A 22,571-nucleotide genomic window follows, 5' to 3' on the forward strand; every position below is an offset into this window, starting at 1 on the left:
TCTGGTCCATCTAATCACCGCATCCGCTTTGGAGGCTCACCATGGAACATTGGAAACGCACGATCGAACGGGCAAATCGCTGTTTCATGCTGGGCGAATACGTCGATGCCCGCGAAGCTTACTTACAGGCACTGGCTCTGGCCCAGGTGTTGTTCGAGCGCTGGGCGGATGCCGACGAAGCGGTGGCGGCCTGCGTGATTTCCCACCACAACCTGGCGGACCTGCATTTGCGTCTGAACCAGCCGGAGGAGAGCGCCGAATATTTGTGCGCGATCCATCAACGGCTGTTGCAGACCCTGCAGGACCCGCGTCTGGCGCCAGCCCTGCGCGATGCTGCGCTACGCCAAAGCAGCAAGACCTATGTCGAGCTGTTGAATTTCATCAGCGAGCACGGTGAATACCCGCGCACCCATCGGCTGCTGCACATCGATGCAGCCTCGCCTGCGCCTCAACATCATGGAGTTCATTGAAATGGCTTTTACCTTGCCTGCCTTGCCTTACGCCTACGATGCCCTGGAACCGCACATTGATGCGCAAACTATGGAAATCCATTACACCAAGCATCACCAGACCTATATCAACAACCTCAACGCGGCGGTCGAAGGCACTGAATTTGCCGATTGGCCAGTGGAGAAACTGGTGTCCGCCGTTCAGCAACTGCCGGAAAACCTTCGTGCAGCGGTGATCAATCAGGGCGGCGGGCATGCCAACCATTCGCTGTTCTGGGAAGTGATGGCGCCCAATGGCGGCGGCAACCCTGACGGTGCGCTGGCCGACGCGATTGATTGGCAACTGGGTGGCCTGGCCAGTTTCAAGGAAGCCTTCACCAAAGCTGCGCTGACCCGTTTTGGTAGCGGTTGGGCGTGGCTGAGTGTGACGCCGCAAAAGACCCTGGTCGTTGAAAGCAGCGGCAATCAGGACAGCCCGTTGATGAGCGGCAACACGCCGATTCTGGGTCTGGATGTGTGGGAACACGCCTATTACCTGCGTTACCAGAACCGCCGTCCTGAATACATCAACGCGTTCTACAACGTGATCAATTGGCCTGAAGTCGCCGCGCGCTATCAGGCTGCGCTGGTTTAAGTCCTCTATAAAAACATTCCAAGGCTGACTATGGGCACTGAAACACTGGCGATCGGAAGTGGACGGATGTTTCGTTATGCATTCGGATCGCTGTTACTGCTGGCGGGCATGACATTGCTGGTCAGCCATGGGCTGGCGTGGCTGGACCTTGAACCAAGACTGTCGCGTGCACTGCAAGGCGGGGCGATTTGTGCCTTGGGCACCGCGTTGGGTGCGGTACCCGTGTTGGTGATACGTCGGATGCCTCAGGTGGTCAGCGATACGTTGCTCGGTTTCGGGGCCGGGGTGATGCTCGCTGCAACGGCGTTTTCGCTGATTGTTCCGGGTATTTCCGCCGCTGAAGGCCTGGGGCTGACGCCTTGGGCTTCCAGTGGCCTGATCAGCTTCGGCATCATGCTGGGGGCATTCGGATTGTTTCTGGTGGATCGCAAGGTGTCTGGCGCATCACCGGAAATGCTGGTCGGGACGCTGGAGCGGCCAGTAATTCCACCGCGGATCTGGTTGTTTGTCTTTGCCATCATCGCCCACAACATTCCTGAAGGCATGGCGGTCGGTGTTTCGGCGGGCGGTGGAATGCCGGATGCGGACAGTCTGGCCATGGGCATCGCGTTGCAGGATGTCCCGGAAGGGCTGGTGATTGCGTTGGTGCTGGCCGGGGCGGGGATGTCTCGGGTCAAGGCGTTCCTGATCGGTGCGGCGTCAGGTTTGGTCGAGCCGGTATTTGCGCTGTTGTGTGCGTGGTTGGTGAGTCTTGCGGAGCTGTTGTTACCTTTGGGATTGGCACTGGCGGCGGGGGCGATGTTGCTGGTGGTCACCCATGAAGTCATCCCCGAGTCGCGACGTAACGGTCACGACAAACTGGCGAGTCTTGGTTTGCTGATCGGGTTTTGTTTGATGATGGTGATGGATACGGCGCTCGCCTAGGCGAGCGTTTATTCACCTTCGTCGAAATATCTGTTGATCAAGTCCACCAATGCCTGCATCGCTTCGTCAGCCTGTTCACCTTCAGTGCTCAGGTGGATTTTGGTGCCCTTGCCCGCAGCGAGCATCATCATGGCCATGATGCTTTTGCCGTCGACCGTGGATTCCGGCGTGCGTCCTACTCTGATCGTGCAATTCTTGAATTCACCGGCGACGCCGACAAATTTTGCAGAAGCACGGGCATGCAGGCCCAGCTTGTTGATGATTTCGATTTCCAGAGCAGGCATCGCGGTGTGAATCCTTTAGCTGAGGTCGCGGTGGCGGACCTGGACGTTCTTCAGGGATTGTTGCAGAACCTGGCCCAGACGTTCGGTCAGGTAGACGGAGCGGTGATGCCCGCCGGTGCAGCCAATGGCAATGGTGACATAAGCGCGGTTGCTGGCGGCAAAGCGCGGCAGCCACTTGAGCAGATACGACGATATGTCCTGGAACATTTCTTCGACGTCCGGTTGAGCGGCGAGGTACTCGGCCACCGGCTGATCGAGCCCGGACTGCGCACGCAGCTCCGGCTTCCAGTAAGGGTTGGGCAGGCAGCGCACGTCGAACACCAGGTCCGCGTCCACGGGCATGCCACGCTTGAATCCGAACGACTCGACCAGAAATGCAGTACCGGCTTCCGGCTGGTTCAGCAGGCGCAGCTTGATGGTGTCGCGCAGCTGGTACAGGTTCAGGTTCGTGGTATTGATCTTGAGGTCGGCCAGATCGACGATCGGACCCAGCAGATTGCTTTCGTCCTCGATAGCTTCGGCCAATGAACGGTTGGCAGTGCTCAGCGGGTGACGTCGACGGGTTTCGGAAAAGCGCTTGAGCAGGGTTTCTTCGTCGGCGTCCAGGTACAGCACATCGCACTTGATATGCCGGCTACGGACTTCTTCGAGCAGTTCGGGAAAGCGTGACAGGTGGCTCGGCAGGTTGCGCGCATCGATGGACACGGCGACCAGCGGCTGTGCCAGTTCGGTATGAATCAGTGCGCGTTCGGCCAGTTCCGGCAGCAAGCCGGCGGGCAGGTTGTCGATGCAGTAGTAGCCGTTGTCCTCGAGAACATCGAGTACGGTACTTTTACCTGAGCCGGAACGGCCACTGACGATGATCAAGCGCATGGTTACGGACCGTTTTGCTCGTCCAGGACAACCTGATACAAGGCTTCGTTGCTCGGGGCGCTGCGCAGACGATCACGGACTTCTTTGCGATCGAGCATGCTGGCGATCTGGCGGAGCAGTTCAAGGTGCGCATCGGTAGCGGCTTGCGGGACCAGCAATACGAACAGCAGGTCAACCGGAGCGCCGTCGATGGCGTCGAAATCGATAGGGGCGTCGAGGTGCATCAAGGCGCTGATGGGCGACTCGCAACCCTTCAGGCGGCAGTGGGGGATGGCGATGCCGTTGCCAAAACCGGTCGAGCCGAGTTTTTCACGGGCAATCAAAGCCTCGAAGACATCTTGCATCTCCAGATCCGGCACTTCCCGGGCGATCAGGTTGGCAATTTGTTCGAGGGCTTTCTTTTTACTGCCGCCCGGCACGTTCACGAGGGAACGGCCGGGGGTCAGGATGTTTTCAAGTCGGATCATGGGTTGGGAGTGTTAACGACCGGTTGCACCCTGGAGGAGGCTCTGGGTCTTTTCCTTATGCTTTTTGAGTTGTTTATCCAGCTTGTCGGTCAGTGCGTCGATCGCCGCGTACATATCGGTATGTTCCGCGTTGGCGACCACTTCATTGCCGGGAATATGCAGGGTGGCTTCGATTTTCTGCTTCAGCTTCTCGACCGTCATCGTGACCTGCACGTTGGTGATCTTGTCGAAATGCCGCTCTAATCGTTCGAGTTTTTCGCCGATGTAGGTGCGCAGGGGTTCGGTCACTTCCAGTTGGTGTCCACTGATGTTGACTTGCATACAGCTTCTCCTTCGTTGCCAGTGCATAAAGCGGTAGATCAGATGATCTACCACTGGAACGCTGTGGCGTGGCTCTACATCAACCGCTTGCGTTCGCTCGAAGGCGCGATCCCCAAGGATTCGCGGTACTTGGCGACGGTGCGGCGAGCCACCTGAATGCCTTGTGCCTCCAGTAAACCAGCGATCTTGCTGTCACTCAACGGCTTTTTCTGATTTTCCGCGGCAACCAGTTTTTTGATGATCGCGCGGATCGCCGTGGACGAGCATTCGCCGCCTTCGGAGGTGCTGACGTGACTGGAGAAAAAGTACTTCAGCTCATAAATACCTCGAGGGGTATGCATGAATTTTTGCGTGGTCACCCGTGAAATCGTCGATTCGTGCATGCCTACCGCTTCGGCGATGTCATGCAGGACCAACGGCTTCATGGCTTCGTCGCCGTATTCCAGGAAGCCGCGCTGATGCTCGACGATCTGGGTGGCAACTTTCATCAGGGTTTCATTGCGACTTTGCAGGCTCTTGATGAACCAGCGGGCCTCTTGCAACTGATTGCGCATGAAGGTGTTATCAGCGCTGGTGTCGGCGCGACGAACAAACCCGGCGTATTGGGCGTTGACCCGCAGCCTTGGCACCGATTCCTGGTTCAGTTCCACCAGCCAGCGTTCGTTATCCTTGCGCACGATTACGTCAGGGACCACATACTCGGCTTCGCTGGATTCGATCTGCGAGCCGGGGCGCGGGTTGAGGCTCTGGACCAGTTCGATAACCTGGCGCAGTTCATCTTCCTTGAGCTTCATGCGGCGCATCAACTGGCTGTAGTCGCGACTGCCGAGCAAATCGATGTAGTCGCTGACCAGGCGCTTGGCTTCGGTCAGCCAAGGTGTCTTGACGGGCAATTGGCGCAATTGCAGCAGCAGGCATTCGCCCAGGTTACGCGCGCCGATGCCGGCCGGTTCGAATTGCTGGATGCGGTGCAGGACGGCTTCGATTTCGTCCAGTTCGATGTCCAGTTCCGGATCGAAAGCTTCGAGGATCTCCTCGAGGGTTTCATCCAGGTAGCCCTGATTGTTGATGCAGTCGATCAGGGTCACGGCGATCAGGCGATCGGTGTCGGACATCGGTGCCAGGTTCAGTTGCCAGAGCAGGTGGCTTTGCAGGCTCTCGCCGGCCGATGTGCGAGTGGTGAAGTCCCATTCGTCGTCATCGTTGCTCGGCAGGCTGCTGGCGCTGGTCTGGTAGACGTCTTCCCAGGCTGTGTCGACGGGCAGTTCGTTAGGAATGCGCTCGTTCCAGTCACCTTCCTCGAGGTTGTCCACCGTCGGGGCGGTTTCCTGGTAGGAGGGTTCCGAAACATCGGCATTGGGTTGCTGTTCGGCTTTGTCGGCCAAGGGGTCGGCGTTGTCGAAGTCGTCGCCTTCTTCCTGGCGTTCGAGCATCGGATTGGACTCCAGGGCCTCCTGGATTTCCTGTTGCAGGTCCAGGGTCGACAATTGGAGCAGGCGGATGGCCTGTTGCAGCTGCGGTGTCATCGTCAGCTGCTGGCCCATTCTCAAGACTAGCGATGGTTTCATGGCAGGGGCTTAACACCTTATTCGCCGGCGCACATGCGCCATCCACTACAGGGCGCCGGAGCGCCAAACATAAGCAAATTATATGCCTGAAACTGAAGTGTTTGCCTAGAGCGCTGTAACAATAAAAACCTGTTGATTTTTATCGCCGTAAGCGCTCAGTCGACTAGCCAGACACCTCAACGCTTACAGGCGGAACTCATGGCCCAGATAAACTTCTTTAACCAGGTCGTTGGCCAGGATAGTGGCGGAGTCGCCTTCGGCGATCAGCTGGCCATCGTTGACGATGTAGGCGGTTTCGCAGATATCCAGGGTTTCTCGGACGTTGTGGTCAGTGATCAGCACGCCAATGCCCTTGGCCTTGAGGTGGTAGATGATCTGCTTGATGTCGCCAACCGAGATCGGGTCCACGCCGGCGAAAGGTTCGTCGAGCAGGATGAATTTCGGATTGGTGGCCAGTGCACGAGCGATCTCCACGCGGCGGCGTTCGCCACCGGACAGGCTCATGCCGAGGTTGTCGCGGATGTGGCTGATGTGGAATTCCTGCAGCAGGCTTTCCAGCTCTTTGCGACGCCCGGCCTTGTCGAGTTCCTTGCGGGTCTCGAGGATCGCCATGATGTTGTCGGCCACCGAGAGTTTGCGGAAGATCGATGCTTCTTGCGGCAGATAGCCGATACCAGCCTTTGCACGACCGTGCATGGGCTGGTGGCTGACGTCCAGATCGTCGATCAGTACGCGGCCCTGATCAGCCTGCACCAGGCCGACGATCATGTAGAAGCAGGTGGTCTTGCCGGCGCCGTTGGGACCCAGCAGGCCGACGATTTGACCGCTGTCGATCGACAGGCTGACGTCACGCACGACCTGGCGGCTCTTGTAGCTCTTGGCCAGATGCTGAGCTTTCAGAGTTGCCATTACTGGGCCTTCTGCTCGTCGGTTTTCTTCTTCGGCTGGATCACCATGTCGATGCGTGGACGCGCCTCGGTGACCTTGTTACCTGTCGCACGGCCAGCGCTCGCAAGCTTCTTGACCGTGTCGTAGACGATTTTCTCGCCCTGGGTGGTGTTGTTGTCCTTGTCGACAACTTTTGCCTTGTCGATCAGCACGACGCGGTTTTGCGCGGCGTGGTACTGGATGGTCACGCCCCAGCCCTGCACAGGCTTGGTGTCGCCAGCGGTCTGTAGTTGCTCGAAGTAGGCGAGGTTGCCCACCGAAGTCACCACGTCGATGTCGCCTGCCGGCGTACGCGTGATGGTCACGGTGTTGCCCTTAACGATCATCGAACCCTGGGTAATGATCACGTCACCTTTGTAGGTGGCAACGCCATTCTTGTCGTCCAGTTGGGCATCGTCGGCCTGAATGCGGATTGGCTGCTCTTGATCGTTCGGCAGAGCCCAGGCGCTCACGCTTCCCAGTGCTGCGCCCAGACTGAGCAAAATAGGGAGGGTTTTAACGAGCCTCATACTGTCCTCTTACGTTAGATAGCAGGTGTATCCTGCTTTCTTTCAAGTACGCTTTCATTCCGTTGCCTGTCGATACACCGCCAGCGCCGTCGATTCTAACGGGTTGGTCGGTCTGCGCATATTGCTGCTGCGGGAACACAGTCATACGGGTGGTGGTAATCAGGGTCTTGCGGTTTTTTTCGTCGAAACGGGTGATACGTACCGAATCGATCAGCTCGACCTGAGTACCGTCCGGATTGACTTCCCCGTGTTCGCTCTGGACGTGCCAGGGAAACTGGGTGCCGCGAAACATGTTCAAGTCGGGATTGGTCAGCAGCGTGACCTCGGACGCTTTCAGGTGTTCGACCTTGTCGGACGTCATTTCGTACTGCAATTTGCCATCCGGCAGGTACTGCACGCTGTGGGCGTTGAGTGCGTAATAGTCGATCGCGCTTTCATCGACAGGGGCAACTGTCTTGTCGAGGAAGCGTTCCGGGCTGATGTTCCAGTAGCCGACCGCAGCGAACAGCGCCGCGATGCAACTGAACAACAGGATGTTACGAAACTTTTTGCTCAGCATAATGGGCTCACAGGTACGCGGCGTTAGCCGCATCGAGGCGGCCCTGGGCGCGCAGGATCAATTCGCAGAATTCGCGAGCGGCACCCTCGCCGCCACGGGCGACGGTAATGCCATGGGCGTTTTCACGCACGAAGCTGGCAGCGTTGGCTACCGCCATGCCCAGGCCGACGCGGCGAATCACCGGCAGGTCCGGCAGGTCGTCACCGAGGTAGGCCACTTGTTCATAGCTTAGGTTGAGTTGGGCCAGAAGTTCGTCCAGTACCACCAGTTTGTCCTCGCGGCCTTGATAAAGGTGCGGGATGCCGAGGTTTTTCGCTCGTCGTTCGACCACCGGGGTCTTGCGGCCACTGATGATAGCCGTCTGTACGCCCGCCGCCATCAACATCTTGATGCCTTGACCGTCGAGGGTGTTGAACGTCTTGAACTCACTGCCGTCTTCAAGGAAGTACAGGCGTCCGTCGGTCAGCACGCCGTCGACGTCGAACACCGCGAGTTTGATCTGTTTGCCGCGTTGCAGCAGGTCCTCACTCATTACATTACTCCTGCACGCAACAAGTCGTGCATGTTCAAGGCGCCGACCGGACGGTCTTCGCTGTCGACCACGACCAGGGCGTTGATTTTGTGGTCCTCCATGATTTTCAGGGCCTCGGCGGCGAGCATTTCGGCGCGGGCGGTCTTGCCGTGGGCGGTCATGACCTGGTCGATGGTGGCGGTGTGGATGTCGATGCTGCGATCCAGTGTGCGGCGCAGATCGCCGTCAGTGAAGATCCCTGCCAGCTTGCCGTCGGCTTCCAGAATGACGGTCATGCCCAGGCCCTTGCGGGTCATTTCCATCAAGGCGTCCTTGAGCAAGGTGCCGCGTTGAACCTGCGGCAGCTCTTGCCCGGCGTGCATGACGTTTTCCACTTTCAGCAGCAGACGTCGGCCCAGTGCACCACCGGGGTGGGAAAAGGCGAAGTCTTCAGCGGTAAAGCCGCGCGCTTCCAGCAATGCAACGGCCAGGGCGTCGCCCATCACCAAAGCGGCAGTGGTAGAGGAGGTCGGTGCCAGGTTCAGCGGGCAGGCCTCGTGTTCGACGTGAACGTTGAGGTTGACCTCGGCAGCCTTGGCCAGCGGGGAATCCGGGTTGCCGGTGACGCTGATCAACTGAATACCCAGACGCTTGATCAGGGGCAGCAGGGTGACGATTTCGTTGGTGGAACCGGAGTTCGACAGGGCCAGGATGATGTCATCCCGCGTGATCATGCCCATGTCGCCATGGCTGGCTTCGGCCGGGTGCACGAAAAAAGCCGTGGTGCCGGTGCTGGCCAGGGTGGCGGCGATCTTGTTGCCGATGTGCCCGGATTTACCCATGCCTACTACAACCACGCGGCCTTTGCTGGCCAGAATCATCTCGCAAGCGCGTACGAAATCAGCGTCGATGTGGGGTAGCAAGCCTTCTACGGCTTCCAGTTCGAGGCGGATGGTGCGTTGTGCTGATTGAATCAGGTCGCTGGATTGGCTCATGTCAGAAATCGTATAGCCTGATGAAAAGGCGGCGATTATAGCGGTAATGATCAAAACCCTCACGCTAGTTCGTCACGCTTTGTCATCCCCTGTAACCGAATCCCCTCTAAACGAGGCTTTTTGCCTGTCAAGTTACTGAACATGGTCGGGCTTGGGCCTTGGGCGCTTGGCCTTTGCAGTGATATAGTTCGCCGCCAGTTCGGCCTGCCCGGGGAGGTATGTGCTTTCGTCAGAGAGTCAGGCGTCCGAGTGAGAGGCTGCATCGCAAGGAGTTTAGATGAGTGCCGATAACGCCTACGCGGTCGAGCTGAAGGGACTGTCCTTCAAGCGCGGTACGCGCAGCATTTTCAATAACGTCGATATCCGTATCCCGCGCGGCAAGGTCACCGGCATCATGGGGCCTTCCGGGTGTGGCAAAACCACGCTGTTGCGATTGATGGGCGCACAATTGCGTCCAACAAAGGGCGAAGTCTGGGTCAACGGCCAGAACCTGCCCAAGTTGTCGCGCAGTGATCTGTTCGATGCGCGCAAGCACATGGGAGTGCTGTTCCAGAGCGGCGCCCTGTTCACCGACCTCGATGTGTTCGAGAACGTCGCCTTCCCGCTGCGCGTTCATACCGAGCTGCCGGAAGAAATGATCCGTGACATCGTCCTGCTTAAATTGCAGGCCGTGGGCTTGCGTGGCGCCATCGACCTGATGCCTGACGAGTTGTCCGGCGGCATGAAGCGTCGTGTTGCGCTGGCCCGGGCAATTGCTCTCGACCCGCAGATCCTCATGTACGACGAGCCCTTTGTCGGCCAGGACCCCATCGCCATGGGCGTACTGGTGCGCCTGATCCGCCTGCTCAACGACGCCCTGGGAATCACCAGTATCGTGGTCTCCCACGATCTGGCCGAAACCGCGAGCATCGCCGACTACATCTATGTCGTCGGCGAAGGCCAGGTGTTGGGGCAGGGGACTCCCGAGGAACTGATGAACTCGCAGGAGCCACGGATCCGTCAATTTATGACGGGCGAACCCGACGGTCCGGTCGCATACCACTTTCCAGCGACGGATTACCGCGCAGATCTTCTGGGGAAGCGTTGATGCGCAAGATTTCATTAATAGAACGCGTACGCCGGTTTGGCCATGCCGCCATCGACGTGCTGGCGGTGTTCGGTCGTTCGACGATTTTCCTGTTCCATGCCTTGCTCGGTCGCGGCGGCATCGGCGGCGGCTTTGGCCTGCTGGTCAAGCAGCTGCATTCAGTGGGGGTGATGTCCCTGGTGATCATTGTCGTCTCCGGCGTGTTCATCGGGATGGTGCTGGCGCTGCAAGGCTTCAACATCCTGTCCAGCTACGGCTCGGAACAGGCGGTTGGGCAGATGGTTGCGCTGACGCTGCTGCGTGAATTGGGGCCTGTGGTGACGGCATTGCTGTTCGCCGGGCGTGCCGGTTCGGCGCTGACGGCAGAAATCGGCAACATGAAATCCACCGAACAGTTGTCCAGTCTGGAAATGATTGGTGTCGACCCGCTCAAATACATCGTCGCCCCGCGCTTGTGGGCCGGCTTCATTTCCCTGCCGGTGCTGGCGATGATTTTCAGCGTGGTGGGTATCTGGGGCGGTTCGTGGGTGGCCGTCGACTGGCTCGGTGTGTATGAAGGTTCGTACTGGTCCAACATGCAAAACAGCGTGACGTTCACTGATGATGTGCTCAATGGCATCATCAAAAGCATCGTCTTCGCGTTCGTCGTGACCTGGATCGCCGTATTCCAAGGCTATGACTGTGAACCCACTTCCGAGGGGATCAGTCGTGCCACTACCAAGACCGTGGTGTATGCCTCTCTGGCTGTACTCGGCCTGGACTTTATTTTGACCGCCTTGATGTTTGGAGATTTCTGATGCAAAACCGCACCCTGGAAATCGGTGTCGGCCTTTTCTTGCTGGCTGGCATCCTGGCTTTATTGCTGCTGGCGTTGCGGGTGAGTGGTCTGTCCCCGAGCCCGAGCACTGACACGTATAAACTTTATGCGTATTTCGACAATATCGCCGGTTTGACGGTCAGAGCTAAAGTGACCATGGCCGGTGTGACCATCGGCAAGGTCACGGCGATCGATCTGGACCGCGACAGCTTCACCGGCCGGGTGACCATGCAACTGGAAAAGCGCGTAGATAACCTGCCGACTGACTCCACTGCATCTATCCTCACCGCTGGCCTGTTGGGCGAGAAGTACATCGGTATCAGCGTGGGCGGCGAAGAAGCCTTGCTCAAGGATGGTGGGACCATCCACGACACCCAGTCGTCGCTGGTACTCGAGGACCTGATCGGTAAATTCCTGCTCAATACCGTTAGCAAAGACGCCAAATGAGGAGCTTTTGAATGATCTCTACCTTGCGACGTGGCCTGTTGGTAGTACTCGCGGCGCTGCCGTTGATGGCTAACGCCGTGGCGGCGCCTTCCGCGCACGATCTGGTACAGGACACCACCAACCGGATGCTGGCCGATCTGTCGGCCAACAAAGAGAAGTACAAGCAGGACCCACAGGACTTCTATACGGCGCTGAACACCATCGTCGGACCTGTGGTGGATGCCGAAGGCATTTCCAAAAGCATCATGACAGTCAAGTACTCACGCAAAGCCACGCCGGCACAGATGAAAACCTTTGAAGAAAACTTCAAGAAGGGCCTGTTCCAGTTCTATGGCAATGCGTTACTCGAGTACAACAACCAGGGCATCACCGTTGACCCGGCCAAAGACGAGTCGGGCGATCGCACCAGTGTTGGCATGACCGTCAAGGGCAGTAACGGCGCGATCTATCCTGTGTCCTACACACTGGAAAAAATCAATGGCGAGTGGAAACTGCGCAACGTAATCATCAACGGTATCAACATCGGCAAGCTGTTCCGTGACCAGTTCGCTGATGCAATGCAGCGCAATGGCAACGACCTGGACAAGACCATCAACGGTTGGGCCGGGGAAGTCGCCAAAGCCAAGGCATCGACAGAGACGCCATCCACCGAGAAGAGCACCCAATGAGTGTGTCGGCCATTCGCATGAGCGAATCCGGCGAACTGCGGTTGAGTGGCATGCTGGACTATCTCACCGGCCCGGGTCTGCGCAAGCAGGGGCAGGCGCTGATCAAGTCCAGTACCGCGACTGAACTGGTGGTCGACTGCTCGGCAGTGTTGAAATCCAGCAGTGTCGGTTTGTCGCTGCTGCTGTGCTTCATGCGTGATGCAGAGGCGGCCGGCAAGGCGCTGAGCATCCGCGGGATGCCCGAAGACATGCGTGAAATCGCTCAGGTCAGCGAATTGACCGAGCTGTTGGCGCACCCCTGACCGCATCTATAAGGAAGCCCCCCGTCAGAGTCCTGCTTAGCGGGGTTCGCAGGCGCGGGGCTTTTTTGTATGATGTCCGACCCGTGCGCACAGGGCGCCGATTGAGGTTGAGCATGCAGGCCGTAGAAGTGAAGAGCTTCCTTGAAGGAAAGCTGCCCGGAACGTTGGTAGAAGTTGAGGGCGAAGGCTGCAATTTCCAGCTGAACGTGATTAGCGATGAACTGGCGGCGTTGAGCCCGGTGAAGCGTCAGCAGCAGATCTATGCCCATTTGAACCCATGGATCACCGATGGCAGCATCCATGCGGTCACTATGAAATTTTTCAGCAGCGCGGCCTGGGCCGAGCGCACCTGAGCCCAAGGGCGTCGAGATTCTTATGGATAAATTGATTATTACCGGTGGCGTTCGTCTTGATGGCGAAATCCGCATTTCCGGGGCAAAGAACTCTGCCCTGCCGATCCTGGCTGCCACCCTGCTGTGTGATGGCCCGGTGACCGTGGCCAACCTGCCGCACCTGCACGACATCACCACGATGATCGAGCTGTTCGGCCGCATGGGCATCGAGCCGGTGATCGACGAGAAGCTCAGCGTCGAAATCGACCCGCGCACCATCAAGACCCTGATCGCACCGTACGAACTGGTTAAGACCATGCGTGCATCGATCCTGGTGCTGGGCCCGATGGTTGCCCGTTTCGGTGAAGCCGAAGTCGCACTGCCTGGCGGTTGCGCCATCGGTTCGCGTCCGGTTGACCTGCACATCCGTGGCCTCGAAGCCATGGGCGCGGTCATCGACGTCGAAGGCGGCTACATCAAGGCCAAGGCGCCTGAAGGTGGCCTGCGCGGCGCGCACTTCTTCTTCGACACCGTCAGCGTGACCGGTACCGAAAACATCATGATGGCGGCCGCTCTGGCCAAGGGCCGCAGCGTGTTGCAGAACGCCGCTCGCGAACCTGAAGTCATCGACCTGGCGAACTTCCTGATCGCCATGGGTGCCAAGATCACTGGCGCCGGCACCGACACCATCACCATCGATGGCGTCGAGCGTCTGCACCCGACCACGTACAAAGTGATGCCTGACCGCATCGAAACCGGCACCTACCTGGTGGCGGCTGCCGTGACCGGCGGTCGTGTGAAGGTCAAGGACACTGATCCGACCATCCTTGAAGCCGTTCTGGAAAAACTCCGCGAGTCGGGTGCCGAAATCACCTGCGGCGAAGACTGGATCGAGCTGAACATGCACGGCAAGCGGCCAAAAGCCGTCAATGTGCGGACCGCTCCATACCCGGCGTTCCCGACTGACATGCAAGCGCAGTTCATCTCCCTCAACGCCATTGCCGAAGGCACGGGCGCTGTGATCGAGACGATCTTCGAAAACCGCTTCATGCACGTTTACGAATTGCACCGCATGGGCGCCAAGATCCAGGTCGAAGGCAACACGGCCATCGTTACCGGCACCGAGACGCTCAAAGGCGCGCCAGTCATGGCCACCGACCTGCGTGCTTCGGCCAGCCTGGTGATCTCGGCGCTGATCGCTGAAGGCGACACCCTGATCGACCGCATCTACCACATTGACCGTGGTTACGAGTGCATCGAAGAGAAACTGCAGATGCTCGGCGCCAAGATCCGCCGCGTACCGGGCTAGTTTCTGCTGCATGGGCATAAGGACATGCCCGTTGAATTGTTGAAGTCGAGCCGGTTTCCGGCTCGATGTGTGTCCGGCGCCGTTTGCGACCGGGCATGAGTACCTTGATAAGGACTGACGTTTCCCATGTTGACCATCGCACTGTCCAAGGGCCGCATCCTTGACGACACCCTGCCGCTTCTGGCTGAAGCGGGCATCGTGCCGACCGAGAATCCGGACAAGAGCCGCAAGCTGATCATTCCCACGACCCAGCCTGACGTACGTCTGCTGATCGTGCGCGCCACCGACGTGCCGACCTATGTCGAGCATGGTGCCGCGGACCTCGGCGTCGCCGGTAAAGATGTGCTGATGGAATATGGCGGCCAGGGCCTGTACGAGCCTCTGGACCTGCGCATTGCCCTGTGCAAGCTGATGACCGCCGGCCGTGTCGGTGATGTCGAGCCCAAAGGCCGCCTGCGGGTCGCCACCAAGTTCGTCAACGTTGCCAAGCGTTACTACGCCGAGCAGGGTCGTCAGGTCGACATCATCAAGCTGTACGGCTCGATGGAACTGGCGCCGCTGATCGGTCTGGCCGACAAGATCATCGACGTGGTCGACACCGGCAACACCCTGCGCGCCAATGGCCTGGAACCCCAGGATTTCATTGCCGACATCAGTTCCCGGCTGATCGTCAACAAAGCTTCGATGAAAATGCAGCACGCCCGTATCCAGGCGTTGATCGACACCCTGCGCAAGGCAGTGGAGTCTCGACACCGCGGCTGATTCACCTGCGCGACGTTAAGTCGCGCCCGTCTATCCGCCTCATAGCCAGAATTCTCAGGTGCCCAAGCGGATCGATGGTAGCTTCGGGTACCTGAGTTTTCGCCATTCCTATGAGGCTCTCGCTATGACCGCACCGACTGCAATTCGCCGACTCAACGCTGCTGACCCGGATTTCACACATCATCTGGATCATCTGCTGAGCTGGGAAAGTGTGTCTGACGACTCGGTCAATCAGCGGGTGCTGGACATCATCAAAGCCGTGCGCGAGCGTGGCGATGCGGCGCTGGTGGAATTCACCCAGAAATTCGATGGCCTCGAAGTCGCCTCGATGGCCGACCTGATCCTGCCGCGCGAGCGTCTGGAACTGGCCCTGACCCGGATCACCGTGCCACAGCGCGAAGCCCTGGAAATAGCCGCGGCCCGCGTACGCAGCTACCACGAAAAACAGAAACAGGACTCCTGGAGCTACACCGAAGCCGACGGCACGGTGCTGGGCCAGAAAGTCACGCCGCTGGATCGCGCCGGTCTGTATGTACCGGGCGGCAAAGCGTCGTACCCGTCCTCGGTGCTGATGAACGCGATCCCGGCCAAAGTGGCGGGCGTGACCGAAGTCGTCATGGTGGTGCCAACCCCGCGCGGTGAAATCAACGAGTTGGTGCTGGCCGCAGCCTGCATCGCCGGCGTCGACCGGGTGTTCACCATCGGCGGTGCCCAAGCAGTTGCCGCACTGGCTTACGGCACCGAAAGCGTGCCGAAGGTCGACAAAGTGGTGGGCCCGGGCAACATCTACGTCGCCACCGCCAAGCGTCACGTGTTTGGTCAGGTCGGGATCGACATGATCGCCGGTCCGTCCGAGATTCTCGTGGTGTGCGACGGCCAGACCGATCCGGACTGGATCGCCATGGACCTGTTCTCCCAGGCCGAGCACGATGAAGACGCCCAGGCGATTCTGGTCAGCCCGGACGCCGAGTTCCTCGACAAGGTCGCCGCGAGCATTGCCAAACTGCTGCCAACCATGGAGCGCGCCGAGATCATCGAAACCTCGATCAATGGCCGGGGTGCGCTGATCAAGGTCCGCGATATGGAACAAGCCATCGAAGTGGCCAACCGCATCGCGCCGGAACACCTTGAGTTGTCGGTCGCGGATCCGCAGGCCTGGTTGCCGCAGATCCGTCACGCGGGCGCGATCTTCATGGGTCGTCACACCTCCGAAGCCTTGGGCGACTACTGCGCCGGTCCGAACCACGTGTTGCCGACGTCTGGCACCGCGCGTTTCTCCTCGCCGCTGGGTGTGTACGACTTCCAGAAACGCTCCTCGATCATCTTCTGCTCCGAGCAAGGTGCGTCCGAGTTGGGCAAGACCGCTTCCGTACTGGCCCGTGGCGAGTCGCTGACCGCCCACGCCCGCAGCGCCGAATACCGCATCATTGCTGACAAGCAGGGGAACTGAACATGAGTAAATTCTGGAGCCCCTTCGTCAAGAGCCTGGTGCCTTACGTGCCGGGCGAGCAGCCGAAACTGACGAAACTGGTGAAGCTCAACACCAACGAAAACCCGTACGGTCCATCGCCTAAAGCCCTGGCGGCGATGCAGACCGAACTGAACGACAACCTGCGTTTGTACCCGGACCCCAACAGCGACCTGCTCAAGCAGGCTGTTGCCAGGTACTACGGCGTGCAAGGCAATCAGGTGTTTCTCGGCAACGGTTCCGATGAAGTCCTGGCGCACATCTTCCACGGTTTGCTGCAACACGATCAGCCGCTGCTGTTCCCGGACATCAGCTACAGCTTCTATCCGGTTTACTGCGGGTTGTACGACATCAAGTTCGACGCCGTGCCGCTGGACGAACAGTTCCAGATCAACCCGGCCGACTACGCCAAACCGAACGGCGGGATCATCTTCCCGAACCCGAATGCACCGACCGGTTGCCTGCTGGCGCTGGACGCCGTCGAGCAGATCCTCAAGGCCAGCCCGGATTCAGTGGTCGTGGTGGATGAGGCCTACATCGACTTTGGCGGTGAGACGGCGATCACGTTGGTGGACCGTTATCCGAACCTGCTGGTGACTCAAACCCTGTCCAAATCCCGTTCACTGGCCGGCCTGCGGGTTGGCCTGGCGGTGGGGCATCCGGACTTGATCGAGGCGCTGGAGCGGATCAAGAACAGCTTCAACTCCTACCCGCTGGATCGTCTGGCGATTGTCGGGGCGGCGGCGGCGTTCGAAGATCGCGAGTACTTCGACAAGACCTGTCAGCTCGTGATCGAGAGTCGCGACAAGGTCGTCGGGCAACTGGAAGCGAAGGGGTTTGAGGTGTTGCCGTCGGCAGCGAACTTCATTTTTGCCCGTCACCCCAAGCACGATGCGGCAGGGCTGGCGGCGAAGTTGCGTGAGCAAGGCGTGATCGTTCGGCACTTCAAGCAGGAACGGATTGCCCAGTTCCTGCGGATCTCCATCGGCACACCTGAGCAAAATCAGGCACTGATCGACGGCCTCGGCGATCTCTAACTCAACACTGACCCAGTGGGAGCGAGCCTGCTCGCGAAGGCGGTCTGACATTCAACATAGATATTGAATGTTATGGCCCCTTCGCGAGCAGGCTCGCTCCCACAGTGGTCTTTTGTTGGCTGTTACTCTTCTTCTTTCTCTTTGACCGGTGCCGGCGGCGGGCGCAGGCCGATCTCGGCGGTGAGCTTGAGCTCCTTGCCATTGCGCATCACCTGAACCGTGACCTTGTCCGTCGGCTTGATCCGCGCGACCTGGTTCATCGAACGGCGACCATCGCCGGCCGGTTCGCCGTCAATGCTGAGGATCACATCTCCCAATTGCAGGCCGGCCTTCTGCGCCGGACCGTCACGGAAAATTCCCGCGACCACAATCCCCGGACGCCCCGACAGACCGAACGACTCCGCCAGTTCCTGGCTCAACGGCTGCACTTCAATGCCCAGCCAGCCGCGAATCACCTGGCCGTGTTCGATGATCGACTTCATCACTTCCATCGCCAGCTTGACCGGGATCGCAAACCCGATGCCTTGCGAGCCGCCGGACTTGGAGAAAATCGCGGTGTTGATGCCGGTCAGATTGCCATTGGCGTCTACCAGGGCACCGCCGGAGTTGCCTGGGTTGATGGCGGCGTCGGTCTGGATGAAATCTTCGTAGTTGTTCAGGCCCAGCTGATTGCGGCCGGTGGCGCTGATGATGCCCATGGTCACGGTCTGGCCGACACCGAACGGGTTGCCGATGGCCAGTGCCACGTCGCCGATGCGGATGTTGTCGGAACGGCCGATGGTGATGGCCGGCAGGGTCTTCAGGTCGATCTTCAATACCGCGAGATCGGTTTCCGGGTCGCTGCCGATCACGCGGGCCAGGGTCTCTCGGCCATCCTTGAGCGCCACGACAATCTGGTCGGCCCCCGTGGTCACGTGGTTATTGGTCAGGATGTAACCTTCCGGGCTCATGATCACGCCAGAACCCAGGCTCGATTCCATGCGCTTCTGCTTGGGCGAGTTGTCACCGAAGAAGCGACGGAACTGCGGGTCTTCGAACAGCGGATGATTCGGTTTATTGATGACTTTGGTGGTGTACAGGTTGACCACCGCAGGTGCGGCAATGACCACGGCGTCGGCATAGGACACGGGGCCCTGTTGCACGCTGGTGGTTTGCGGTGCTTGCTGCAAGTTCACGTCGAGGCTCGGAAGCCCGACCCACTGCGGGTAACGCTGAATTATCAAAAGAGCGATAAGCACGCCGGCCAACAGCGGCCAGCCGGAAAAACGCAGCGCCTTGAGCATTAAGCACTTCCTGAAAGGTTGCAGGCGGTATGAGACCGCCCATAATGTCGCGCATTATACGAGGCCACGCGCGCCTCTGAACGGGATATTTAGGAGTCTTTTATGGCCGTCGCCCTGAGCACCCTGGTTGAAGAAGCCGACCGTTACCTCTCCAGCGCCAAAATTGCCGATTACTGCCCCAACGGCTTGCAGGTCGAGGGCCGGCCGCAAGTGATGCGCATTGTCAGTGGCGTCACGGCGAGCCAGGCACTACTGGACGCTGCGGTCGAAGCCGAGGCCGATCTGGTGCTGGTGCATCACGGTTATTTCTGGAAAGGTGAGAACCCCTGCATTACCGGCATGAAGCAGCGTCGCTTGAAGACCTTGCTCAAGCACGACATCAGCCTGCTGTCTTATCACTTGCCACTGGACCTGCACCCGGACGTCGGCAACAACGTGCAACTGGCACGTCAGCTCGACATCACCGTCGAAGGCCCGCTGGATCCGGACAATTCTAAAGTTGTTGGCCTGGTCGGATCGTTGAGCGAACCGATGACGCCGCGTGATTTCGCCCGTCGCGTCCAGGAAGTCATGGGCCGCGAGCCGCTGCTGGTCGAAGGCAGCAAGATGATTCGCCGGGTCGGTTGGTGCACGGGCGGCGGTCAGGGTTACATCGATCAGGCGGTATTGGCCGGTGTCGATCTGTACCTCAGTGGTGAAGCTTCGGAGCAGACCTTTCACAGCGCCCGGGAAAACGACATCAGCTTCATCGCCGCCGGCCATCACGCCACTGAGCGTTATGGTGTGCAGGCACTGGGTGACTATCTGGCGCGCCGGTTTGCCCTCGAACATATCTTCATTGATTGCCCCAATCCTATTTGAGGGTATGTGCAAATTCTGTGAATGGCATGAGGCTCTGGCGCCCAAACGAGGGGGTATATTCATATACCCTTTCGATCTAGTTGGCGTCCTGATTAGAAGAGGTCGCTGTGCTAGGATTCCTCGCTCGAACACGGCCCGCTGGCCGTCCATAAGATCGTTTTCGTGAGTAGCCATGGTCGACAAACTGACGCATCTGAAACAGCTGGAGGCCGAAAGCATCCACATCATCCGCGAGGTCGCCGCCGAGTTCGATAACCCGGTGATGCTGTACTCCGTCGGTAAAGATTCCGCCGTGATGCTGCACCTTGCGCGCAAGGCATTCTTCCCGGGCAAGCTGCCGTTCCCGGTGATGCACGTCGACACCCGGTGGAAGTTCAAGGAAATGTACGCGTTCCGCGACCGCATGGTCGAAGAGCTCGGCCTTGACCTGCTGGTGCACGTCAACCCCGATGGCGTCGCGCAGGGCATCAACCCGCTGACCCACGGCAGTGCCAAACACACCGACATCATGAAAACCGAAGGCCTCAAGCAGGCCCTCGACAAGTATGGTTTCGATGCCGCTTTCGGTGGCGCCCGTCGTGACGAAGAGAAATCCCGCGCCAAAGAACGCGTGTATTCCTTCCGCGACACCAAGCACCGCTGGGACCCGAAAAACCAGCGTCCAGAGCTGTGGAACGTCTACAACGGCAACGTCAACAAGGGCGAATCCATTCGTGTGTTCCCTTTGTCGAACTGGACCGAACTGGACATCTGGCAGTACATCTACCTCGAAGGCATCCCGATCGTGCCGCTGTATTTCGCCGCCGAGCGCGACGTCATCGAGATGAATGGCACCTGGATCATGATCGACGACGAACGCCTGCTCAATCACCTGAGCGATGAAGACAAGGCGCGCATCGTCAAGAAGAAGGTCCGTTTCCGTACGCTCGGTGACTACCCGCTGACCGGTGCGGTCGAGTCCGAGGCTGTCACGCTGACCGACATCATTCAGGAAATGCTCCTGACGCGAACTTCCGAACGCCAGGGCCGGGTCATCGACCACGATGGCGCAGGCTCGATGGAAGAAAAGAAACGTCAGGGTTATTTCTAAGGGGTTGTCATGTCGCACGTATCTGATTTGATCAGCGAGGACATCCTCGCCTACCTGGGCCAGCACGAACGCAAGGAAATGCTGCGCTTTCTGACCTGTGGCAACGTCGATGACGGCAAGAGCACCCTGATCGGGCGCCTGCTGCACGACTCCAAGATGATCTACGAAGATCACCTGGAAGCCATTACCCGCGACTCGAAAAAAGTCGGCACCACTGGCGATGACATCGACCTGGCGTTGCTGGTCGACGGCTTGCAGGCCGAGCGTGAGCAGGGCATCACCATCGATGTCGCCTACCGCTATTTCTCCACCGCCAAGCGCAAATTCATCATCGCCGACACCCCCGGCCATGAGCAGTACACCCGCAACATGGCCACCGGTGCATCCACCTGTGACCTGGCGATCATCCTGATCGACGCCCGTTACGGCGTGCAGACCCAGACCCGTCGCCACAGCTTTATTGCCTCGTTGCTGGGCATCAAACACATCGTGGTGGCCGTCAACAAGATGGACATCAATGGCTTTGACCAAAGCGTCTTCGAGACGATCAAGGCTGATTACCTGAAGTTCGCCGAAGGCATCGCCTTCAAGCCGACCACCATGGCCTTCGTGCCGATGTCGGCGCTGAAAGGCGACAACGTGGTGAACAAGTCCGAGCGCTCGCCGTGGTACACCGGCCAGTCGCTGATGGAAATTCTGGAAACCGTCGAAATCGCCAGCGACCGCAACTACACCGACCTGCGATTCCCGGTGCAGTACGTCAACCGTCCGAACCTGAACTTCCGTGGTTTCGCCGGCACCCTGGCCAGCGGCGTCGTGCACAAGGGCGACGAAGTCGTTGTGCTGCCGTCGGGCAAGAGCAGCCGCGTGAAATCCATCGTCACCTTCGAAGGTGAGCTGGAGCATGCAGGTCCAGGTCAGGCAGTGACGCTGACCATGGAAGACGAAATCGACATCTCCCGCGGCGACTTGCTGGTACACGCCGACAACCTGCCGCAAGTGACCGACGCCTTCGACGCCATGCTGGTGTGGATGGCCGAAGAGCCAATGCTGCCGGGCAAGAAATACGACATCAAGCGCGCCACCACGTACGTGCCGGGTTCGATCACCAGCATCGTCAACCGCGTTGACGTGAATACCCTGGAAGAAGGTCCGGCCAGCGCCTTGCAGCTGAACGAAATCGGTCGGGTCAAGATCAGCCTCGATGCGGCCATCGCGCTGGACGGTTACGCGAGTAACCGCACCACCGGTTCGTTCATCGTCATTGATCGTTTGACCAATGGCACCGTCGCCGCCGGCATGATCATCGCTCAGCCAGTGGCGCAGGGCAGCGCTACGCACCATGGCAAACTCGCTCACGTCGCCACGGAAGAACGCGCCCAGCGCTTCGGCCAGCAACCAGCCACCGTGTTGTTCAGCGGCCTGTCGGGTGCGGGCAAAAGCACGCTGGCCTACGCGGTTGAACGCAAGCTGTTCGACATGGGCCGTGCGGTGTTTGTGCTCGATGGCCAGAACCTGCGTCACGACCTGAACAAAGGTCTGCCACAGGACCGCGCCGGGCGTACCGAGAACTGGCGTCGTGCCGCGCATGTTGCGCGTCAGTTCAACGAAGCCGGTTTGCTGACCCTCGCAGCCTTCGTTGCACCAAGTGCTGAAGGTCGTGAGCAGGCCCGGGAACTGATCGGCAAAGAGCGTTTGCTGACTGTTTACGTGCAGGCTTCGCCTGCTGTTTGCGCCGAACGTGACCCGCAAGGTCTGTACGCGGCTGCCGGGGATAACATCCCGGGCGATTCCTTCCCGTTCGATGTGCCGCTGGATGCCGACCTTGTGGTCGATACCCAGTCGCTGTCGCTGGAAGAAAGCGTCAAGCAGGTGCTGGATCTGCTGCGTAGCCGTGGCGCGATCTAAGCGTTAGCCGGTCATAAAAAACCCGCCGATGAGTAATCTTCGGCGGGTTTTTTTGTGCCCTTCAGACCCCCTTCGCGAGCAGGCTCGCTCCCACACTGGTTATCTGTGAACGCAAATTCTGTGTTCACTCAAGTCCCCTGTGGGAGCGAGCCTGCTCG

General features: G+C 59.1%; 27 protein-coding genes. 16 read left to right on the forward strand and 11 right to left on the reverse strand.

Going from position 1 to position 22,571, the window contains the following annotated elements:
* Positions 1-41 precede the first annotated feature (41 nt).
* Genes ACWKV5_RS19040 through ACWKV5_RS19050 form a run of 3 tightly spaced genes read left to right on the forward strand, consistent with a single transcriptional unit; the run spans position 42 to position 2,007 of the window.
* Complete coding sequence (locus tag ACWKV5_RS19040) at positions 42-470, forward strand: DUF2753 family protein (protein ID WP_483842548.1); 429 nt, start codon at positions 42-44, stop codon at positions 468-470.
* A gap of 1 nt (position 471) precedes the next feature.
* Complete coding sequence (locus ACWKV5_RS19045; RefSeq protein ID WP_483842549.1) at positions 472-1,083, forward strand: superoxide dismutase; 612 nt, start codon at positions 472-474, stop codon at positions 1,081-1,083.
* Between the two features lie 30 nt (positions 1,084-1,113).
* Entirely contained in the window at positions 1,114-2,007 is an 894-nt protein-coding gene (locus ACWKV5_RS19050; protein ID WP_483842550.1) for a ZIP family metal transporter, read from the forward strand.
* Positions 2,008-2,015: 8 nt separating this feature from the next.
* Here the strand turns inward: ACWKV5_RS19050 and ACWKV5_RS19055 are convergent, their stop codons facing one another.
* From ACWKV5_RS19055 to ACWKV5_RS19100, 10 genes are all read right to left on the reverse strand, one after another.
* Positions 2,016-2,291 carry an HPr family phosphocarrier protein gene (locus ACWKV5_RS19055; RefSeq protein WP_483842551.1) on the reverse strand — a complete coding sequence of 92 codons (276 nt, stop codon included), beginning with the start codon at positions 2,289-2,291 and terminating at the stop codon, positions 2,016-2,018.
* A gap of 15 nt (positions 2,292-2,306) precedes the next feature.
* Complete coding sequence (gene rapZ, locus ACWKV5_RS19060) at positions 2,307-3,164, reverse strand: RNase adapter RapZ (protein ID WP_140666776.1); 858 nt, start codon at positions 3,162-3,164, stop codon at positions 2,307-2,309.
* 2 nt (positions 3,165-3,166) lie between these two features.
* The gene (gene ptsN / locus ACWKV5_RS19065) at positions 3,167-3,631 is read right to left on the reverse strand and encodes a PTS IIA-like nitrogen regulatory protein PtsN (protein WP_123435314.1); all 465 of its coding nucleotides are present in this window, start codon (positions 3,629-3,631) and stop codon (positions 3,167-3,169) included.
* A gap of 12 nt (positions 3,632-3,643) precedes the next feature.
* Positions 3,644-3,952, reverse strand: a complete 309-nt coding sequence (hpf, locus tag ACWKV5_RS19070; RefSeq protein WP_007941242.1) for a ribosome hibernation-promoting factor, HPF/YfiA family — start codon at positions 3,950-3,952, stop codon at positions 3,644-3,646.
* 74 nt (positions 3,953-4,026) lie between these two features.
* Complete coding sequence (locus tag ACWKV5_RS19075; RefSeq protein WP_483842552.1) at positions 4,027-5,520, reverse strand: RNA polymerase factor sigma-54; 1,494 nt, start codon at positions 5,518-5,520, stop codon at positions 4,027-4,029.
* Positions 5,521-5,703: 183 nt separating this feature from the next.
* Positions 5,704-6,429 carry an LPS export ABC transporter ATP-binding protein gene (gene lptB, locus ACWKV5_RS19080; RefSeq protein WP_027924532.1) on the reverse strand — a complete coding sequence of 242 codons (726 nt, stop codon included), beginning with the start codon at positions 6,427-6,429 and terminating at the stop codon, positions 5,704-5,706.
* Positions 6,429-6,977, reverse strand: coding sequence for a lipopolysaccharide transport periplasmic protein LptA (gene lptA, locus ACWKV5_RS19085; RefSeq protein WP_027924533.1), 549 nt, complete (start codon positions 6,975-6,977; stop codon positions 6,429-6,431). Before lptA ends, lptB begins: the two co-directional genes overlap by 1 nt.
* Positions 6,964-7,536 carry an LPS export ABC transporter periplasmic protein LptC gene (gene lptC / locus ACWKV5_RS19090; protein ID WP_483842553.1) on the reverse strand — a complete coding sequence of 191 codons (573 nt, stop codon included), beginning with the start codon at positions 7,534-7,536 and terminating at the stop codon, positions 6,964-6,966. The genes lptA and lptC overlap by 14 nt, the downstream gene beginning before the upstream one ends.
* Before the next feature lie 7 nt (positions 7,537-7,543).
* Positions 7,544-8,068, reverse strand: coding sequence for a KdsC family phosphatase (locus tag ACWKV5_RS19095; protein ID WP_483842554.1), 525 nt, complete (start codon positions 8,066-8,068; stop codon positions 7,544-7,546).
* Positions 8,068-9,042 (reverse strand): KpsF/GutQ family sugar-phosphate isomerase, encoded by a 975-nt coding sequence (locus ACWKV5_RS19100; protein WP_483842555.1) that lies wholly within the window; start codon positions 9,040-9,042, stop codon positions 8,068-8,070. Before ACWKV5_RS19100 ends, ACWKV5_RS19095 begins: the two co-directional genes overlap by 1 nt.
* A gap of 277 nt (positions 9,043-9,319) precedes the next feature.
* On the opposite strand from ACWKV5_RS19100, the gene ACWKV5_RS19105 reads away from it, so the two are divergent.
* The 10 genes from ACWKV5_RS19105 (at position 9,320) to hisC (ending at position 17,271) form a co-directional block, all read left to right on the forward strand.
* Entirely contained in the window at positions 9,320-10,129 is an 810-nt protein-coding gene (locus tag ACWKV5_RS19105; protein WP_007942749.1) for an ATP-binding cassette domain-containing protein, read from the forward strand.
* The gene (mlaE, locus tag ACWKV5_RS19110; RefSeq protein ID WP_123435318.1) at positions 10,129-10,926 is read left to right on the forward strand and encodes a lipid asymmetry maintenance ABC transporter permease subunit MlaE; all 798 of its coding nucleotides are present in this window, start codon (positions 10,129-10,131) and stop codon (positions 10,924-10,926) included. The genes ACWKV5_RS19105 and mlaE overlap by 1 nt, the downstream gene beginning before the upstream one ends.
* On the forward strand, positions 10,926-11,393 hold the full coding sequence (mlaD, locus tag ACWKV5_RS19115) for an outer membrane lipid asymmetry maintenance protein MlaD (protein ID WP_027924539.1): 468 nt from the start codon (positions 10,926-10,928) through the stop codon (positions 11,391-11,393). The genes mlaE and mlaD overlap by 1 nt, the downstream gene beginning before the upstream one ends.
* Before the next feature lie 11 nt (positions 11,394-11,404).
* On the forward strand, positions 11,405-12,061 hold the full coding sequence (locus ACWKV5_RS19120; protein ID WP_483842556.1) for an MlaC/ttg2D family ABC transporter substrate-binding protein: 657 nt from the start codon (positions 11,405-11,407) through the stop codon (positions 12,059-12,061).
* Positions 12,058-12,363 (forward strand): STAS domain-containing protein, encoded by a 306-nt coding sequence (locus ACWKV5_RS19125; RefSeq protein WP_483842557.1) that lies wholly within the window; start codon positions 12,058-12,060, stop codon positions 12,361-12,363. Before ACWKV5_RS19120 ends, ACWKV5_RS19125 begins: the two co-directional genes overlap by 4 nt.
* Positions 12,364-12,476: 113 nt before the next feature.
* Complete coding sequence (locus ACWKV5_RS19130; RefSeq protein WP_007912386.1) at positions 12,477-12,716, forward strand: BolA family protein; 240 nt, start codon at positions 12,477-12,479, stop codon at positions 12,714-12,716.
* Positions 12,717-12,738: 22 nt separating this feature from the next.
* Positions 12,739-14,004 carry a UDP-N-acetylglucosamine 1-carboxyvinyltransferase gene (gene murA / locus ACWKV5_RS19135; protein WP_027924542.1) on the forward strand — a complete coding sequence of 422 codons (1,266 nt, stop codon included), beginning with the start codon at positions 12,739-12,741 and terminating at the stop codon, positions 14,002-14,004.
* A 126-nt stretch (positions 14,005-14,130) separates the two neighbouring features.
* A complete protein-coding gene (gene hisG, locus ACWKV5_RS19140) occupies positions 14,131-14,766 on the forward strand; it encodes an ATP phosphoribosyltransferase (protein WP_007942738.1) in 636 nt (211 codons plus the stop codon).
* Between the two features lie 124 nt (positions 14,767-14,890).
* A complete protein-coding gene (gene hisD / locus ACWKV5_RS19145; protein ID WP_483842558.1) occupies positions 14,891-16,216 on the forward strand; it encodes a histidinol dehydrogenase in 1,326 nt (441 codons plus the stop codon).
* Between the two features lie 2 nt (positions 16,217-16,218).
* Positions 16,219-17,271 (forward strand): histidinol-phosphate transaminase, encoded by a 1,053-nt coding sequence (gene hisC, locus ACWKV5_RS19150; protein WP_483842559.1) that lies wholly within the window; start codon positions 16,219-16,221, stop codon positions 17,269-17,271.
* Positions 17,272-17,393: 122 nt separating this feature from the next.
* Here hisC and algW read toward each other — a convergent pair whose 3' ends face one another.
* Positions 17,394-18,554, reverse strand: a complete 1,161-nt coding sequence (gene algW, locus ACWKV5_RS19155; protein WP_027924545.1) for a Do family serine endopeptidase AlgW — start codon at positions 18,552-18,554, stop codon at positions 17,394-17,396.
* 102 nt (positions 18,555-18,656) lie between these two features.
* Here algW and ACWKV5_RS19160 point away from each other — a divergent pair, with 102 nt between their 5' ends.
* From ACWKV5_RS19160 to cysN, 3 genes are all read left to right on the forward strand, one after another.
* Positions 18,657-19,415 carry a Nif3-like dinuclear metal center hexameric protein gene (locus ACWKV5_RS19160; RefSeq protein WP_483842560.1) on the forward strand — a complete coding sequence of 253 codons (759 nt, stop codon included), beginning with the start codon at positions 18,657-18,659 and terminating at the stop codon, positions 19,413-19,415.
* A 172-nt stretch (positions 19,416-19,587) separates the two neighbouring features.
* The gene (gene cysD, locus ACWKV5_RS19165; protein WP_027924547.1) at positions 19,588-20,505 is read left to right on the forward strand and encodes a sulfate adenylyltransferase subunit CysD; all 918 of its coding nucleotides are present in this window, start codon (positions 19,588-19,590) and stop codon (positions 20,503-20,505) included.
* Positions 20,506-20,514: 9 nt separating this feature from the next.
* Positions 20,515-22,413 carry a sulfate adenylyltransferase subunit CysN gene (cysN, locus tag ACWKV5_RS19170; protein WP_483842561.1) on the forward strand — a complete coding sequence of 633 codons (1,899 nt, stop codon included), beginning with the start codon at positions 20,515-20,517 and terminating at the stop codon, positions 22,411-22,413.
* The last annotated feature ends 158 nt before the right edge of the window (positions 22,414-22,571 follow it).

The sequence above is a fragment of the Pseudomonas oplopanacis genome, from assembly GCF_057128725.1.